Annotated in this window: 13 protein-coding genes; 12 read left to right on the forward strand and 1 reads right to left on the reverse strand. The window is 58.9% G+C overall.

What is annotated here, in order from left to right:
- Positions 1–16 precede the first annotated feature (16 nt).
- The 11 genes from RS694_RS08935 to aceA all read left to right on the forward strand — a co-directional run bounded on the left by RS694_RS08935 (position 17) and on the right by aceA (position 13,764).
- On the forward strand, positions 17–799 hold the full coding sequence (locus RS694_RS08935; RefSeq protein WP_029707680.1) for a gamma-glutamyl-gamma-aminobutyrate hydrolase family protein: 783 nt from the start codon (positions 17–19) through the stop codon (positions 797–799).
- A 26-nt stretch (positions 800–825) separates the two neighbouring features.
- A complete protein-coding gene (locus tag RS694_RS08940; protein ID WP_029707679.1) occupies positions 826–2,193 on the forward strand; it encodes a glutamine synthetase family protein in 1,368 nt (455 codons plus the stop codon).
- 31 nt (positions 2,194–2,224) lie between these two features.
- On the forward strand, positions 2,225–3,619 hold the full coding sequence (locus RS694_RS08945) for an aspartate aminotransferase family protein (RefSeq protein WP_029707678.1): 1,395 nt from the start codon (positions 2,225–2,227) through the stop codon (positions 3,617–3,619).
- 91 nt (positions 3,620–3,710) lie between these two features.
- Positions 3,711–4,865, forward strand: coding sequence for an extracellular solute-binding protein (locus RS694_RS08950; protein ID WP_029707676.1), 1,155 nt, complete (start codon positions 3,711–3,713; stop codon positions 4,863–4,865).
- 88 nt (positions 4,866–4,953) lie between these two features.
- On the forward strand, positions 4,954–6,054 hold the full coding sequence (locus RS694_RS08955) for an ABC transporter ATP-binding protein (RefSeq protein ID WP_029707675.1): 1,101 nt from the start codon (positions 4,954–4,956) through the stop codon (positions 6,052–6,054).
- A gap of 14 nt (positions 6,055–6,068) precedes the next feature.
- Entirely contained in the window at positions 6,069–6,986 is a 918-nt protein-coding gene (locus RS694_RS08960; protein WP_029707674.1) for an ABC transporter permease, read from the forward strand.
- Between the two features lie 9 nt (positions 6,987–6,995).
- On the forward strand, positions 6,996–7,856 hold the full coding sequence (locus tag RS694_RS08965; RefSeq protein WP_029707673.1) for an ABC transporter permease: 861 nt from the start codon (positions 6,996–6,998) through the stop codon (positions 7,854–7,856).
- Positions 7,857–7,910: 54 nt separating this feature from the next.
- Positions 7,911–9,380 (forward strand): aldehyde dehydrogenase, encoded by a 1,470-nt coding sequence (locus RS694_RS08970; protein ID WP_029707671.1) that lies wholly within the window; start codon positions 7,911–7,913, stop codon positions 9,378–9,380.
- Between the two features lie 75 nt (positions 9,381–9,455).
- On the forward strand, positions 9,456–10,760 hold the full coding sequence (gene gabT / locus RS694_RS08975) for a 4-aminobutyrate--2-oxoglutarate transaminase (RefSeq protein ID WP_051391872.1): 1,305 nt from the start codon (positions 9,456–9,458) through the stop codon (positions 10,758–10,760).
- 79 nt (positions 10,761–10,839) lie between these two features.
- Positions 10,840–12,171, forward strand: a complete 1,332-nt coding sequence (gene glnT / locus RS694_RS08980) for a type III glutamate--ammonia ligase (protein WP_029707669.1) — start codon at positions 10,840–10,842, stop codon at positions 12,169–12,171.
- 261 nt (positions 12,172–12,432) lie between these two features.
- Entirely contained in the window at positions 12,433–13,764 is a 1,332-nt protein-coding gene (gene aceA, locus RS694_RS08985; RefSeq protein WP_029707667.1) for an isocitrate lyase, read from the forward strand.
- A 67-nt stretch (positions 13,765–13,831) separates the two neighbouring features.
- On the opposite strand, the gene RS694_RS08990 is transcribed toward aceA, so the two are convergent.
- Positions 13,832–15,469 (reverse strand): hypothetical protein, encoded by a 1,638-nt coding sequence (locus RS694_RS08990; protein WP_211274981.1) that lies wholly within the window; start codon positions 15,467–15,469, stop codon positions 13,832–13,834.
- Positions 15,470–15,788: 319 nt separating this feature from the next.
- On the opposite strand from RS694_RS08990, the gene thrS reads away from it, so the two are divergent.
- The gene (gene thrS / locus RS694_RS08995) at positions 15,789–17,702 is read left to right on the forward strand and encodes a threonine--tRNA ligase (RefSeq protein ID WP_029707664.1); all 1,914 of its coding nucleotides are present in this window, start codon (positions 15,789–15,791) and stop codon (positions 17,700–17,702) included.
- Positions 17,703–17,748: the final 46 nt, after the last annotated feature.

A 17,748-nucleotide genomic window follows, 5' to 3' on the forward strand; every position in this document is an offset into this window, starting at 1 on the left:
GAATACGGAGATTCCCATGAAAAAGCCGCCATCACTGGTCTGGCTGCCTGCCGATCACCGCCTGCTCGGGCGTGACGACCACACCATGCCCTTTCTGGTTCTGGGCGACAAATACGCCAGGGCTGTGAAAGAGAATGCAGGGGCACAACCCGTCATGTTTCCACTGGCCCAGGCCAGCCAGATTGCAGAGCTGCTGGAGCTGGTCGACGGTGTCATGCTGACGGGCTCTCCTTCCAATGTGCACCCTTCGCATTTCAATGAAGCCGTTGCCAACGCGAGTCTGCCGCTGGACCCGCAACGCGATGCGCTGACCCTGGACCTGGTCAAGGCCTGTTTGGAACAGGCCGTGCCATTGCTGGGCGTGTGCCGCGGCTTTCAGGAAATCAATGTTGCCCTCGGAGGCTCGCTGTTACAGGCGGTGCAGGATGTACCGGGCATGATGGACCACCGCGAGCCCAAAGACGCACCGTATTCCGAACAATATGCACCGCGCCATACCGTAAGCCTGGTGGCCGGTTCGGCACTGGCGCAATGGGCCGGTGCAGAAACCGCGCAGGTTAATTCATTGCATGGTCAGGGCATTGGCCGTTTGGCACAGGGCTTGCGTGCTCTGGCGCATGCGCCGGATGGATTGGTGGAAGCTTTTGAAGTGCAGGGCGCTAGGGCATTTGCCTATGCGGTGCAGTGGCATCCCGAGTGGCGCACGGCTGAAAATCCTTTCTATACGGCTCTGTTTCAGGCCTTTGGAGACGCCTGCCGCGCACGCAACGAACACCGAAATCAGCAAAGTAGACAGTAGGCTGCCACGCGCAGCAGGAGTGCCTTATGAGCGAAAACAAAACCATGAATTTCAACGACCTGGAGCAATGGCTTAACGAGCGCCGCGTGACCGAGGTGGAGTGCCTGGTCCCCGACTTGACCGGTGTGGCCCGCGGGAAAATTTTGCCCCGTGCCAAGTTCACTGAAGACCGTGGCATGCGTTTGCCCCAGGCCATTGTGGCCATGGGAGTGACGGGTGAGTTTCCTGAAAGCGGTCCGTACTACGACGTCATCGACCCGACCGACAAGGATATGCAACTGCGCCCCGATCCCTCCTCGGTACGTATCGTGCCGTGGGCGACCGACCCGACGGCGCAGGTGATCCATGACTGTTTTGACCATGATGGAAAGCTCGTGCCTTTTGCTCCGCGCAGCGTGTTGCGCAAGGTGTGTGAGCTGTTTGCCGCAGAAGGTCTGCAACCCATCGTGGCCCCTGAGCTGGAGTTTTACCTCACGGCCCGAAACACCGATCCCAACACCTTGTTGCGCCCACCGGTGGGCCGCAGTGGCCGTGCCGAAACTTCGCGCCAAGCCTACAGTATTGATGCGGTGAACGAATTCGATCCCTTGTTCGAAGAAATCTACGATTACAGCGACAAGATGGAGCTCAATGTCGACACCTTGATTCACGAAGTGGGTGCGGGCCAGATGGAAATCAACTTCTTCCACGCCCAGCCACTGGGCCTGGCCGATGAAGTGTTCTTCTTCAAGCGAACTGTGCGTGAAGCAGCCTTGCGCCATGACATGTATGCGACCTTCATGGCCAAGCCGATTGCCGGTGAACCTGGCAGCGCCATGCATGTGCACCAGAGTTTGCTGGATGTGGCGACCGGTAAGAACGTGTTCAGTAACGAAGATGGCACGCCGTCTGAAATGTTCATGCACTACATCGGTGGATTGCAGCGCTACATTCCTGCGGCCATGGTGCTGGTGGCGCCGTATGTGAACAGCTACCGCCGCCTGTCGCGCAACACGGCGGCCCCCATCAACATCGAATGGGGTTATGACAACCGCACGGTGGGTATTCGTTCACCGATTTCGTCTCCTGCCGCACGCCGTGTGGAGAACCGCGTGATTGGTGCAGATGCCAACCCCTATGTGGCAATGGCCATGACGCTGGCTTGCGGCTACCTGGGCATCAAGAACAAGATCAAGCCCAAGCCCGAGATGAAAGGCGATGCCTACCTGACGGCCTACTCATTGCCCCGCAGCCTGGGCGAGGCGCTGGACTGGCTGCGCAAGGAGTCGGACCTGCACGAAGTGCTGGGCAAGGAATTCATCACTGTCTACTCCGAGATCAAGGAGCTGGAGTTCGACGAGTTCATGAAAGTGATTTCTCCGTGGGAGCGCGAGCACCTGCTGCTCCACGTCTAAACATGCATCTCAAGTTACAAGGCCATTCAACATGAACACCGTCGTCGATACCAAGCTGATCCAGGCACTGGACAGCGCCCATTTTCTGCACCCCTTTACCGATTTCAAGGATCTGAACGACCGCGGCGCGCGCGTGATTACCAAGGCCGAAGGCGTTTACGTCTGGGACTCCGAAGGCAAACGCATGCTGGACGCCATGAGCGGCCTGTGGTGCGTGAATGTGGGTTACGGGCGCAAGGAACTCGCTGACGCGGCCTACCAGCAGATGATGGCGCTGCCGTACTACAACAGCTTCTTCCAGACCACCAACGTGCCTGCAGTGCAACTGGCGGCCAAGCTGGCCAGCCTGGCCCCCAAGGTTGGGGACCGCAGCTTCAAACACGTTTTCTATTCCTCCAGCGGAAGTGAGAGCAATGACTCCAATGTGCGCATGGTGCGTCGCTATTGGGACTTGCTGGGTCAGCCCGAGCGCAAGGTCATCATCAGCCGCAACAACGCCTACCACGGCAGCACCATGGCCGGTGCGTCATTGGGCGGTATGAGTGGCATGCACGCGCAGGGCGACCTGCCCATCCCAAATATCACCCACATCGAGCAGCCGTATTACTTTGAAAACGGCAAGCCTGGTGAAACGGCAGAAGAGTTTGGCGTGCGTGCGGCAGGTTGGCTGGAAGAAAAAATCCTGGCGGTTGGCGTGGACAAGGTTGCGGCATTTATTGCCGAGCCGGTGCAGGGTGCCGGTGGCGTGATCATTCCGCCCTCGACCTACTGGCCCGAGATCCAGCGCATTGTGGATAAATACGGCATCCTGCTGATCAGCGACGAGGTGATCTGCGCCTTTGGCCGCCTGGGCCACTGGTTTGGCTACGAGAAATTTGGCTACAAGCCCGACCTAGTGACCTTTGCCAAGGGCATTACCAGCGGGTACATCCCGCTGGGCGGCGTCATGGTCGGCAACCGTGTGGCCGAAGTGCTGATAGAGAAGGGCGGAGAGTTCAACCACGGCTACACCTACAGCGGCCACCCGGTGGCCTGCGCGGTGGCACTGGCCAATATCGAAATCATGGAGCGCGAGCACCTGGTGGAAGGTGTGCGGGGCGAGCTGGGTGCCTACTTTGCCAAGCGTTATGCAGAGCTCAATGCCCATCCCCTGGTGGGGGCTGCTGAAACCTGCGGTTTTGTCGGCGGACTGGTGCTGGTTAAAAACAAACAAACCAAAGAGCGGTTCAAGGAAGAAGACGCGGTGGGTATGGTCTGCCGTGCGCACTGCTTCAACAACGGGCTGATCATGCGTGCGGTGGGCGACCGCATGATCATTGCGCCCCCCCTGGTGATGACCCATGCGGACATTGATGCGTTGATGGATTTGATCCACATGGCGTTGGACAAGACGCTGGTGGAACTGAAGGCCAAAGGGCTGGTTTAAGCGCTTCTATAATCATTTTTGGTCCATTTATTGCTAGCAATAATCTGGTCTGGTCTCACTTTCAAACCGTCTTTTTGGAGTAATTTGCATCATGAATAAGCACCTTTGGACGTTTGCCTTGTCGGCAATCGTTTTGGCTGGTTGTGGCAAGAAAGAAGAAGCGCCTGCGGCAGCGCCAGCAGCCGCCCCTGTGGCCGCTGCGCCTGCAGCACCGGCCGAAGAGAAGGTTCTCAATATCTACAACTGGCCCGACTACGTGCCAGAGGGCATGATTGCAGCCTTCGAGAAAGAGTCCGGCATCAAGGTCAACTACGACACCTTTGAGACCAACGAAGCATTGAACGCCAAGCTGGTGGCGGGCAACACGGGTTACGACATCGTGGTTCCTGGCACCTCGTTCAGCCCTGCACAAACCGAAGCAGGTTTCTTCCAGCCGCTGGACAAAGCCAAGATCAAGACCTATGGCAATCTGGACCCCGCCATCATGGCTGCCCTGACCAAGGCTGACCCTGGCAACAAACACCTGATTCCGTGGGCTTGGGGCTTCACCACCGTGGGTATCAACCGCACCAAGGTTGAGAAGGCCCTGGGCAAGATGCCCCTGCCTGAAAACGCGTGGGACTTGGTCTTCAAACCGGAATACACCAGCAAGCTGAAGTCCTGCGGTATTGCGTACCTGGATTCCCCGACAGAAATCCTGCCTGCCGCATTGCACTATGTGGGCAAGGACGCGTACTCCAATGATCCTGCTGACTACAAGGCTGCAACTGACATGCTGGCCAAAGTGCGCAAGGACATTCGCCTGTTCAGTTCCACCATGATTGACGACATTGCTGGCGGCAAGGCTTGCGCAGTGGTTGGCTGGTCTGGTGACATCAATATCGCTGCGGGTCGTGCCAAGGAAAACGGCTCCAAGGACGTGATCGAAGCCCTGTTGCCTACCACCGGCGGCCTGATTTTCTTTGACACCATGGCCATCACCAAGGATGCCAAGCACCCCAACAATGCGCATGCGTTCCTGGAGTTCTACCTGCGCGCCGAAAACGGTGCCCAGATGTCCAACGAAATGAACTACCCCACCGGCAACAAGGCCGCGCTGGAAAAGATCAAGCCTGAAATTTCCGGCAACAAGACGATCTTTGTGGATGCCGAGTTCGCTGCCAAGATGATTCAACCTGGCAAGTTCACCAACGAAGGACGCGAAGCCATCGCCAATGCCTACAACGCCTTCAAAAAAGGCAAGTAAGCGCACTGCCTAGTGCTACCGGGGCTGTTTGTACACGCCGTATGAACAGCCCTTTTTGTTATCTGAATATCGCATCGGAGCGTTCTGCATGACCTCACAGTCAGACAAATCGGGTTACTTGGTGACAGAGAAACTGGTCAAACGTTTTGACGAGGCCGTAGCCGTGGACGAGGTGTCTCTGTCCATTGCGCAGGGCGAAATTTTTGCACTGCTGGGTAGTTCGGGCTGTGGCAAATCCACGCTGCTGCGCATGTTGGCGGGTTTTGAGTCACCCACCTCGGGCCGCATTTTGCTGGGTGGCCAGGACGTCGCCAAGCTGCCGCCGTATGAGCGTCCGATCAACATGATGTTCCAGTCCTATGCGCTGTTTCCCCACCTCGATATCTGGGAGAACGTGGCTTTTGGGCTCAAGCGCGAAGGCCTGCCACGTGAGCAGATCAAGCAACGTGTAAACGAAATGCTGGACCTGGTGCAACTGGGTGCCTATGCCAAGCGCAAGCCCCACCAGCTGTCGGGCGGCCAACAGCAGCGTGTGGCGTTGGCCCGTAGCCTGGCCAAGAAACCCAAGCTTTTGTTGCTGGATGAACCGCTGGGTGCACTGGACAAGAAGCTGCGCGAGCAAACCCAGTTTGAGCTGGTCAACATCATTGAGCAGGTCGGCGTGACCTGTGTCATGGTGACCCATGACCAGGAAGAAGCCATGACCATGGCCAATCGCATTGCAGTGATGAGCAAGGGGCGCGTCCTGCAGGTGGGCACGCCCGAAGATGTGTATGAACACCCCAAGAACCGCTTCGTGGCAGACTTCATTGGCAACGTCAATTTGTTCAACGGCCACCTGAGTGTGGACGAGCCAGACCGCTGCGCGGCGACCACAGGCATCGGTGAAATCCAGGTGGGCCACGGTGTCAGTGGTTCGCTCAACATGCCGTTGGCGATTGCCGTACGACCCGAAAAAATGGAGATCAGCAAGACCCGACCTGCGGTGGATTTCAATGTCTTCACCGGCAAGGTCAAGGAAATTGCCTATTTCGGCTCTTACAACACCTATATCGTGGCCGCCACCGATGGCACCAAGGTGAAAATTACCGAAGCGAACACGTCGCGACGTGACCTGAGTGACATCACCTGGGAAGACGATGTGTTTTTCTGGTGGGGTGACCACTCCGGCATCGTGCTGCGGGATTGATCCAGGGAGCCACCATGTTCCGTACCTCTCCCTTCACCCCTGGCCGGCGCTTTGTCATAGGTGTTCCCTATGTCTGGCTGTTTTTCTTTTTCTTTCTGCCGTTTCTGATCCTGCTCTACATCAGCTTTGTAGACATGGGCAGTGACATCTCACCGTTCAAACCGCTGTGGGATAGCACCACCGGTGTGGTGCACCTCAAGTACGAAAACTACTGGTCCATTGTGCGCACGGGTGAGGATGGTGTGTTGTTTCGCACCCTGTATATCGAGGCCTACCTGCGTTCACTGTGGTACGCCTTCTGTACGGCCGTGCTGTGCCTGGCGATTGGTTATCCGTTCGCCTATTTCATTGCACGCTCCAAACCCAGTGTGCGCCCCGCGTTGTTGATGATGGTGATGTTGCCGTTCTGGACATCGTTCCTGTTGCGGGTCTATGCCTGGAAGGGCATCCTCGCGGACCAGGGCGTCATCAACCAGTTGCTGATGGCGCTGGGCATCACCAGCGAGCCCATACAGATGCTCTACACCAATGTGTCCATGTTGGTGGGCATGACCTATGTGTACCTGCCGTTCATGGTGCTGCCGCTGTACGCCAACCTGGTGAAGATGGATTTCCGCCTGCTGGAAGCGGCCTACGACCTGGGCACCTCACCGTTCAAGGCGTTCTGGCTGGTCACTGTGCCGCTGTCCAAAGCCGGCATTGTGGCGGGCTTCATGCTGGTGTTTATTCCGGCGCTGGGTGAGTTCGTGATCCCCTCTCTGCTGGGCGGGCCAGAGAACGTGATGATTGGCCGCGTAGTCTGGGACGAAATGTTCACCAGCAACAACTGGCCCCGTGCCACGGCGCTGGCCGTCATCATGATCGGTCTGATCATTGTTCCGCTAGCCATTTACTACCACTACACCGGCGACCCTGCGGACGCCAAGAAGTAAGAGCACGCCATGAAACAACTGCTTGAAAAACACTTTGGCAAGGCATGGATGGTGCTGGTGTTTGCCTTCCTCTACACGCCGCTGCTGTTCATGATGCTGTTCTCGTTCAACAGCACGCGCCAGGACGCCAATTTCACAGGCTTCTCCCTGCGCTGGTACGACGCGCTGACCCGCGACACCAAAATTGTGGAGGGCTTCTGGCTATCTCTGAAGGTGGCCGCTGTGACCGGTGTGTTGTCTGCGGTGCTGGGCACCTTTGCCGCCTTTGTGCTGGTGCGTTACCGGCGCTTTCTGGGGCGTACCATCTTTTCAGGCATGGTCAACGCGCCGTTGGTGATGCCGGAGGTGGTGATCGGGTTGTCTTTGCTGCTGCTCATGGTGGGCGTGCAAAACCTGTTTGGCTGGCCGGAGCGCGGCATGCTCACCATCATCCTGGGGCACACGCTGTTGGGCATGGCCTATGGCATGGTGGTGATCCAGTCGCGCCTGCTGGAAATGAACCGCTCTATTGAAGAAGCCGCAATGGACCTGGGCGCACGGCCCATGCAGGTGTTCTTTCTGGTGACGCTGCCGAATATTGCGCAGGCCATTCTGGCGGCTTTCCTGCTGTCGTTCACGCTGTCGTTTGATGATGTGGTGATCTCCGAATTTCTCTCGGGTCCGGGTGTCAGCACCTTGCCCCAGGTGATTTTTGGGTACGCGCGCCGCGGTATCAACCCGACCATTTACGCCGCGGCAACCCTGCTGATCGTCACGGTGACTATCGTGATCGTGGGCTACAGCATCTGGGTGGCGCGCCAGACACGCAAGCGGGAACGCGAAATAGCCGCCGCCACCCGTGCAGAGCTGGTGGCGCTGAGCGCACGCTAAGACCATTCAGGAAGGGGCGCTACGGCGGCTCCCGGGCATCGACAAAGGACCGATATGACAGATTTGAAATTTGACGGCCGTGCGCTGGTCAATGGCAAGCGCATTGGTGCGCGTGATGGCCAGACGTTTGATTGCATCTCCCCCGTGGACGGGCGTGTGCTGACGCAGGTCGCGCGTTGTGGCCAGGCCGATGTGGACGCGGCCGTGGCGGCAGCCCGCGCTGCGTTTGAAGACAAGCGCTGGAGCGGCATGGCGCCCGCCGCGCGCAAACGCATCATGATCCGTTTTGCCGATCTGCTGTTGGAGCATGGCGACGAACTGGCACTCACCGAAACCCTGGACATGGGCAAGCCCGTGAAATACGCGCGTGGGGTGGATGTGAACAGCGCATCCAACTGCATTCGCTGGTATGGCGAGGCGGTGGACAAGGTCTACGACGAAATCGCGCCGACGGCCAGTACCGCGCTTGCGCTAATTACCCGCGAGCCGGTGGGGGTGGTGGGTGTGATCGTGCCGTGGAACTATCCGATGATCATGGCGTCGTGGAAGATTGCCCCTGCCCTGGCGGCCGGTAATTCCGTAGTGCTCAAGCCCAGCGAAAAATCACCGCTGACCGCTTTGCGCATGGCCGATTTGGCGCTGGAAGCCGGTATCCCCGAGGGCGTATTCAACGTGGTAACAGGCTATGGCCCCGAGGCCGGTTCGCCGCTGGCGCTGCACATGGATGTGGATTGCATCGCCTTCACGGGTTCCACCCGCGTGGGCAAACAGATCCATGTGATGGCCGGGCAAAGCAACCTCAAACGTGCCTGGACCGAGCTGGGCGGCAAGTCGCCCAACATCGTGTTTGCCGATTGCCCAAACCTGGACAAGGCCGTGGAAGCCGCCGTGGGTAGCATCTTCTTCAACCAGGGCGAGAGCTGCAATGCACCGTCGCGCCTGTTTGTGGAAGCCAGCATCAAGGAAAAATTCCTGGAGAAGGCGCTGAAGCTGGTGCCCGGCTACATGCCCGCCAACCCCACCTTGCCCGACACCGTGATGGGCGCGGTGGTGGACCAGATCCAGATGAATACCGTGCTGCGTTACATCGAGAGTGGCAAGAGCGAAGGCGCCAAGCTGATTGCCGGTGGTGAACAGGCGCTGGCGGAGACTGGCGGTTGCTACGTACAACCCACGATCTTCGACGGTGTGACGCCCGAGATGACGATTGCCCGTGAAGAGATTTTTGGCCCGGTGCTGTCGGTGCTGTCGTTCACCGATGCTGCCGACGTAGTGCGCCAGGCCAATGCCAGCGTCTACGGTTTGCAGGCCGGTGTCTGGACCAGTGATTTGAACAAGGCCCACGGCGTGGCGCGTGCGCTGCGCGCCGGTACCGTGCATGTGAACCAGTACGACGAAGACGACATCACCGTGCCGTTTGGTGGCTTCAAACAAAGCGGGGTGGGGCGCGACAAGTCCCTGCACGCCTTTGACAAGTACACCGAAACGAAAACCACCTGGATACGTATCGACAGCCCGGTGTAACCGGTGAATACAGGCAGCGGCCCGTTTGCCTTTTGCTGTGCGATTGCATAAAACAACTAGACCGAGGAGACCGCCATGAACGCCATTTTGAAACCCGCCGCCCAGGCCGCAGGTACGAGTTCTGGGACCAATGCCGAATGGCATGCCCGCCGCTTGGCTGCCACACCCCGCGGTGTCGCCGTGATGGGCGATTTTTTCATCGACCACGCCAAGAACGCCGAGTTCTGGGACATTGAAGGCCGCCGCTTCATCGACTTTGCAGGTGGCATTGCCGTGCTCAACACCGGCCACGTGCACCCCAAGGTGCAGGCCGCCATCGCTGCGCAGTTGCAGCGCTTCACACACAGCTGCTACCAGGTCGTGCCGTATGCCGAATACGTGTCGCTGGCCGAACGCATCAACGCCATCGTGCCTATCGCCGGTCCGGTGAAATCTGCTTTCTTCTCCACCGGCGCCGAGGCCGTGGAAAACGCCATCAAGATCGCCCGTGCCCATACCAAGCGTGGTGGCGTGATCGCCTTTGGCGGCGCCTTCCATGGCCGCAGCCTGTTTGCTGTGGGCCTGACCGGCAAGGTCCAGCCCTACAAGGCGGGCTTTGGCCCGTTTGCGCCCGAGACCTACCATGCACCATTCCCCATGGATGCCGAGAGCTTTGCCGCCAGCAAGGCTGGCATTGAGCAATTGTTCAAATGCGACATTGAGCCGAGTCGTGTGGCGGCCATCATTTTTGAGCCGGTGCAAGGCGAGGGCGGTTTCAACCCCATCACGAAAGAAGCCACGCATTGGCTGCGCGCGCTGTGCGACGAGCACGGCATTGTCATGATTGCCGATGAAGTGCAAACCGGCTTTGCGCGCACCGGCAAGATGTTTGCGATGGAGCACTTTGGCGTGTCGCCCGACATCATGACCATGGCCAAGAGCATGGCCGGTGGCACCACTCTGTCGGCCGTGGTGGGCCGTGCCGACGTCATGGACGCACCCAACCCCGGCGGATTGGGCGGTACTTACGCAGGCAACCCGCTGGCCGTAGCCGCTGCCCATGCGGTGCTGGATGTGATGGCCGAGGAAAAACTGGTAGAGCGCGCCAACGTGCTGGGCCAGCGCCTGATCGTGAGGCTGGAAGCGGCCAAGGCGAAGAACAAGACCATGGGCGACATCCGCGCTCTGGGCGCCATGGTGGCCTGTGATTTCATCAATCCCGCCACCGGTGCGCCGGACGCCGACAAAACCAAACAAGTGCAACAGGCCGCGCTCAAGAAGGGGCTGCTGTTGCTGACCTGTGGCGTGTACGGTAACGTGGTGCGCTTCCTGTTTCCCCTCACGGTGGAAGACAGCGTGTTCGAAGAGGCCATGGGTATTCTCGACAGCGTGCTGGCCTGACCTCTCTCTGTCTCCAGTTTGCTCCTTTATTGATAGCTGCTTGCGCAATGTCCGCAAGGGCTAGAGCACTATTTTTCATATGAAAACCATTCCCCAAACGATTGATGCCCTGAAATCGCAGGGCATCCACTCCATCCTGACCCAGTTCTGCGACATCCATGGCGTGGCCAAAGGCAAGCTGGTGCCACTGGAGCATCTGCAGGAGTGGGTGGAGCAGGGCGCCGGGTTTGCCGGCCCCAGCATCTGGGGAACGGGTTTGCCGCGTTATGGTGCCCGCAGCGAGTACTACGGCCGTGTGCAACTGCACTCGCTCAAAGCCTTGCCCTTCATGCCCGGCGTGGCCCATGCCGTGTGCGACGGTTATGCAGGTGGCCAGCCGCTGGACACGTGTTCGCGCCAGCTCCTGCGCAAACAGGTCGAGCGCTTGCAGGCCCGCGGCTGGACGCTGTGGGTCGGCATAGAACCTGAATTTTTCTTGCTGGAAAAGGATGCGCAAGGGCAATGGCAAGTGGCGGACCGTGAAGACGGTCTGGACAAACCCTCTTACGACCTGAAGGCCATTCACCGCAACGCAGGTTTTCTGGAAGACATGCGCGCTGCTCTGGTTGCGTTGGGCTTCGAGTTGCAACAGATCGACCACGAAGACGCATGCGGCCAGTACGAGATCAACTACCGCTTTGACGATGCGCTGGCTGCAGCAGACCGCTACATGCTGTTCAAGATGACGGCGCATGCAGTGGCCCATAAACACGGCATGGTCTTCAGCGGCATGCCCAAACCATTGGCCGGGGCGCCGGGCAGTGGCCTGCACTTTCATCTGAGCATTGCTGATGCGCAAGGCAAAGCCATCTTTTCAGACGCTGCAGGGCCTCTGGGCTTGAGCGCGCAGGGCCATGCGTTTGTGGCCGGATTGCTGCACCACGGCGATGCCTTGAGCGCTCTGTGTGCGCCCACGGTCAATAGTTACAAGCGCCTGGCCACCAGCCACAGCGCGTCGGGCACCACCTGGTCGCCGGTGTGGAAGAGTTATGGCGACAACAACCGCACCTGCCTGGTACGTACGGTGGCGGGCCGCATCGAATGGCGCCTGCCAGACCCTTCGTGCAACGTCTACGCGGCCATTGCGGGCACGCTGGCGGCCGGTCTGGATGGCGTGGACCGTGCGATGGTGCCACCCGCGCCCTATGACGAAGACCTGTATGAGCGGCGCGCGCAGGGCGGTGACATGCCGGCGCGTTTGCCACGCACACTGGATGACGCGGTGACGGCGCTGGAGCAGGACCAGGTGCTGGTGGACGCCGTGGGCACTGCGTTTTGCGCGCAGTTTGTGAAGCTCAAGCGCCTGGAGTGGGATGCCTACAGCCAGCATGTCAGCGACTGGGAACTGAAGGCTTACGCGGACGCTTTTTAGCCCTTTTTGGTATACGTCTTACCGTTTCGTATTGTGGGATTCATTTGAAGGACTTCTCGGATTGGTTTTTCATTTAACAGATGAGTGATTTCACATAACAAGATCAATGCGCTAAGTTATTGATTTTGCTATGAAAAATATATGTCTTATATAAGATATAAGATTTAAATACTGTCTTATATAAGACTTAGAATTCACCCATGGGCACCGGACTTGCATGCCCGTAGTCGCCAACTGTTTTACCAACCTAGGAGTGATCTCATGCCGCAATCGATTACCGAACAACTGAGCCGCGAACAACAAATCGCCGCCCTCGAAAAAGACTGGGCCACCAACCCCCGCTGGAAGGGTGTCAAGCGCGGTTACTCCGCTGCGGACGTGGTGCGCTTGCGCGGTAGCCTGCCGATTGAGCACACTCTCGCCAAGCGCGGTGCTGAAACCCTGTGGGCCAAGATCAACGGCGGCTCCAAGAAGGGTTACGTCAATGCTTTCGGCGCCATCTCCGCCGGTCAAGCCATGCAACAGGCCAAGGCTGGCCTGGAAGCTGTGTACCTGTCGGGCTGGCAAGTTGCTGCCGACGGCAACACGTCTGAGACCATGTACCCCGACCAGTCGCTGTACGCCTACGACTCGGTGCCCACCATGGTGCGCCGCATCAACAACACCTTCAAGCGCGCGGACGAAATCCAGTGGGGCCGTGGCATCAACCCCGGTGACAAGGAATTCATCGACTACTTCCTGCCTATCGTGGCCGATGCAGAAGCCGGTTTCGGCGGCGTGCTGAATGCGTTCGAACTGATGAAGAACATGATCCAGTCGGGTGCTGCTGGCGTTCACTTTGAAGACCAACTGGCTGCCGTGAAGAAGTGCGGTCACATGGGCGGCAAGGTGCTCGTGCCGACCACCGAAGCCTGCGAAAAGCTGATCTCCGCACGTTTTGCGGCCGACGTGATGGGTGTGTCCACCATCGTTCTGGCCCGTACCGATGCAGAGGCTGCCAACCTGATCACGTCGGACCACGATGCCAACGACAAGCCTTTCCTGACCGGCGAGCGCACCCAAGAAGGCTTCTACCGCGTCAAGAACGGTCTGGAACAAGCCATCAGCCGTGGTGTTGCTTACGCTCCCTACGCCGATCTGGTGTGGTGCGAAACTGGCGTGCCAGACATTGGCTTTGCCCGCGAATTCGCACAAGCCGTGCACGCTGCCTGCCCTGGCAAGTTGCTGTCGTACAACTGCTCGCCTTCCTTCAACTGGAAGAAGAACCTCAACGACACACAGATCGCTTCCTTCCAGGAAGACCTGTCCGCGCTGGGCTACAAGTACCAGTTCATTACACTGGCCGGTATCCACATCAATTGGTTCAACACATTCCAGTTCGCCCACGCTTACGCCAACGGCGAAGGCATGAAGCACTACGTCAACATGGTGCAAGAGCCTGAGTTCGCAGCACGTGACAAGGGTTACACCTTCGTGTCGCACCAGCAGGAAGTCGGCGCTGGTTACTTCGACGACGTGACCACCGTGATCCAGGGCGGCTCTTCCTCCGTGAAGGCGCTGACCGGTTCCACCGAAGAAGAACAGTTCCACTAAGAACAAGAAGAGAACGGCCCCAGGAGGCATTCACCGCAAAAGCCCGGCACGCAAGTGCCGGGCTTTTTTACGTGGAGGATGTCGCGAAGACCCTATCGTTCCAGGTGGCCAGCAACTGCCGCTTTTCCTCCGCGGTGATCTCGTTGCGGTCTTCCCGGTCCTTGAGTTGCTTGAGCAGGGGCAGCAGGTCGGTCACGCTGGGCTTCTGGCTGGAGACCGTGTTGTCTTCCAGCAGCTTGTTGTGCTCGAACTTCTGCGCGCGCAGGGATTGCTCCACCAACTGGGTCAGGCTGGCGGCAACCAGTGCATGTTTGTCGTACTGCAGCCGCACTTGGGTCGTCGTACTGTCTTCCACCTGCTTGTAATAGTAGTTTTGCGATGCGGTGGTGCTGTCCAGCTTCGGTGCAGCAGACGAGAACAAGGACTGGTGGTAGGCCGCACTGAGGCGCGCATTTTGTGCCTGGTCCACGGTGCGTGCCGTTGCGGCCGACCCCGTGGCGCGCGTGGTTTGGTCCACGGTGTACTGGAAGCGGTCCACCTCCTGGCGTTTGCGTGGGTTGCTGATCCGGGGTGTGGCCGTCAGTTGGGCCTTGAAGTCGGCAAGCCCGGTCAGCCAACTGGCGTCGTCCTCGCTCAGGGCACCTTCGCGTGTGGCCAGGCTGTTGCTTTCCTGTGCGCCGTAAGAGGCGGTGAGCGACGCAAATGTGGACTTGAACATCTGCACCAGGTCGCGGTCCGCGCGCCCGCGCGTGGCCGCCTGGTCCATGCGGGCCAGGTACTTGTCCACGGCCTTTGCTTTTTGCGCGGCGCTGCCCCAAAAGGCCGGCTGCCGCAGGTCGATGGACATGGCGACTTCGCCATCGGGCCGCGCGATCTTGATTTCCCGTGTGCTGGTGTCGGCCCGAAAACTGACGCCCAGCTTTTGATAACGCACACCGTAGTCGTCACGGCCATACACCTTGGCCTGAAGGTCCAGGCGCGTGATCAACGTACTGTCGAACTGGGTCAGTTTTGCCAGGCCCACCTGGGTTTCGTCGCCCACCAGACTCTGGACGGCCCGCTCGAAGCCGCCAGCCAGGGCCTGGACGGCCTTTTGCTCGGCGGCGCTTAATGTGCCATCCACCTGTATCTCGGCCGAGATGCCGGTGGCCCCCGTTCTGGCGTCTTGCTGGTCCACGATACGCAAGGTGACTGTGGCGCCCGATTGGGTCTTGATGCGCAGTTCCAAGCTCGCACTAGGCTGGCTTTGGAGTTCGTTGAGGGCTTTGGCCGCCTGGGTCTGGATCTGGCTGCGGGAGGAAGGGGCCGTCGTGTTCGCGACGGTTTGCCGGTAGTGGGGCGCGCCGCTGCTCAGCTGTTCCAGTAGCGCGCTGCCCACGCCGGATACCCGCTGCGCGATGTTGTGGCTACTGGTGTTGCGAGCCAGCACCTCGCTGACGGCGTCGTTCGGCGTTTGCTCCCAGACCTGCAACTGGCCGGCATTCAGGCGAATACGGCCCAGTATTTCGTAGGTCAAGTCATCGCTGCCAAGCTCCGCGGGCATTTGCGTGACGTGGATCGAAGACGTGTCCGCGGCAGCAGACAGGCTCAGTGTGGTCGATGCTTGCGGGAGTGCCGAAGCTGTGGCGGGCAAAGTGGAGCCTGCCGCAAGCGTGCTGTTTGCGAGCCAGGAGGTGGGCAGGGTAGGGGGACTGGAGATGCGCATCGATATGGAAGATTGATCTATACATATCGGCACTGGCGGGCCAGACCTGATGCCTCTGCATGGATTCGCCGATTCCGTTGCGTGGGCGCCGCGCGCTGTTTGGCCCTGGCCGCTGGCTCGGGGTAAAATCGCGCAATCCATTTTTATGTAAGAGCGAGAAAGGCAACTGGTTATGACACCGCGAACTACACCGGCGACATTCACAAGCGAATAAGGCCGTAGTCCGCGCGCCTTGTGCGCAGCCAGCTACCAAATTCATAGCAAAAGCGCGGACTCTCCCGCGCTTTTGCTTTTTCTCCTCTTACTTCTCAAGCACACCATGATCAACATCACGCTCCCCGACGGCTCCAAACGCGAATTTCCTGGTCCGGTCACTGTGGCCGAAGTCGCCGCCTCGATTGGCGCTGGCTTGGCCAAGGCGGCCCTGGCTGGCAAGGTCGACGGCAAAGTCGTGGATACCAGCTTCCAGATGCAAGCCGACAGCGCGCTGTCCATCATTACCGCCAAGGACGCCGATGGCCTGGAGGTTATTCGCCACTCTACAGCCCACTTGCTAGCGTACGCGGTCAAGGAACTGTTCCCTGATGCGCAGGTGACGATCGGCCCGGTCATTGAGCATGGTTTCTTCTACGACTTCTCCTACAAGCGCCCATTTACGCCCGAAGACTTGACCGCTATCGAAAAGAAGATGACGCAATTGGCGGCTCTGGATGAGCCCGTCTCCCGCCGCGTGTTGCCACGTGACGAAGCCGTTGCCTATTTCAAGAGCCTGGGTGAGCACTACAAGGCTGAAATCATTGAGAGCATCCCGGCGGATCAAGACGTCTCGCTGTACCGCGAAGGCAAATTCGAAGACCTGTGCCGCGGCCCGCACGTGCCCAGCACTGGCAAGCTCAAGCATTTCAAGTTGATGAAGGTGGCCGGCGCCTACTGGCGCGGCGACCACAAGAACGAAATGCTGCAACGCATTTACGGTACAGCCTGGGCGACCAAGGATGAGCTGCAACAGCATTTGACAATGCTCGAAGAAGCCGAAAAGCGCGACCACCGCAAGCTGGGCCGTGAGCTGGACCTGTTTCATATCGACGAACACTCCCCCGGTACCGTGTTCTGGCACCCCAAGGGCTGGACGCTGTGGCAGGGCGTGGAGCAGTACATGCGCAAGGTCTACCAGGACAACGGTTACCAAGAGGTCAAAGGCCCGCAGATCATTGACAAGAGCCTGTGGGAAAAGACCGGCCACTGGGACAAGTACCGCGAAAACATGTTCACCACCGAGAGCGAAAAGCGCGACTACGCCTTGAAGCCCATGAACTGCCCCGGCCACATCCTGATCTACAAACAGGGACTGAAGAGCTACCGCGACCTGCCGCTGCGTTTTGGTGAGTTTGGCGCCTGTCACCGCAATGAACCTTCAGGTGGCCTGCACGGCATCATGCGCGTGCGTGCCTTCACGCAGGACGATGGCCACATCTTCTGTACCGAAGACCAGATCCAGGGTGAGGTGATTGCTTTCACAACCTTGCTGCAAAAGGTCTACAAGGATTTTGGCTTCACCAACATCATCTACAAGCTGTCCACACGCCCTGAAAAGCGCATCGGCACGGAAGAGAGCTGGGACCGTGCCGAAGCCGCTTTGGCCGAGGGCCTGCGTGCTTCCGGCTGCGACTTTGAGTATTTACCGGGCGAGGGTGCGTTTTACGGTCCCAAGATCGAATACACGCTCAAAGACGCGCTGGGTCGCCCTTGGCAGTGCGGCACGATCCAGGTCGACCCGAACATGCCGGAGCGTCTGGATGCCGATTTTGTAGGCGAGGACGGTGCCCGCCATCGCCCGATCATGCTGCACCGTGCCATCGTTGGCAGTCTGGAGCGTTTCATCGGTATCCTGATCGAAGAGAGTGCCGGAGCCCTGCCAGCCTGGCTGGCGCCGGTGCAGGTGGCGGTGCTCAATATCACCGATGCGCAGGCCGATTACTGTCGTTCCGTGGCCAAAACGCTGCAAAATCAAGGGCTTAGGGTCAATTTAGACCTGCGCAACGAGAAGATTACGTATAAAATACGGGAGCATTCGATGCAAAAGCTGCCCTATTTGATCGTCATAGGCGACAAAGAGATGGCAGCCGGCGCTGTTGCAGTGCGCGCCCGGGGTGGTCAAGACCTCGGTGCAATGCCTCTGGAGGCCTTTATTCAAAGGATCACCAGCGACATTGCCAACAAATCAGCGGCTTGAGGTTGTACCCAAGAAAACCCGGTTTGACGGCGTGCATTGTGCGGCA

This window comes from Rhodoferax saidenbachensis, assembly GCF_001955715.1.
Taxonomy (GTDB): domain Bacteria; phylum Pseudomonadota; class Gammaproteobacteria; order Burkholderiales; family Burkholderiaceae_C; genus Allorhodoferax; species Allorhodoferax saidenbachensis.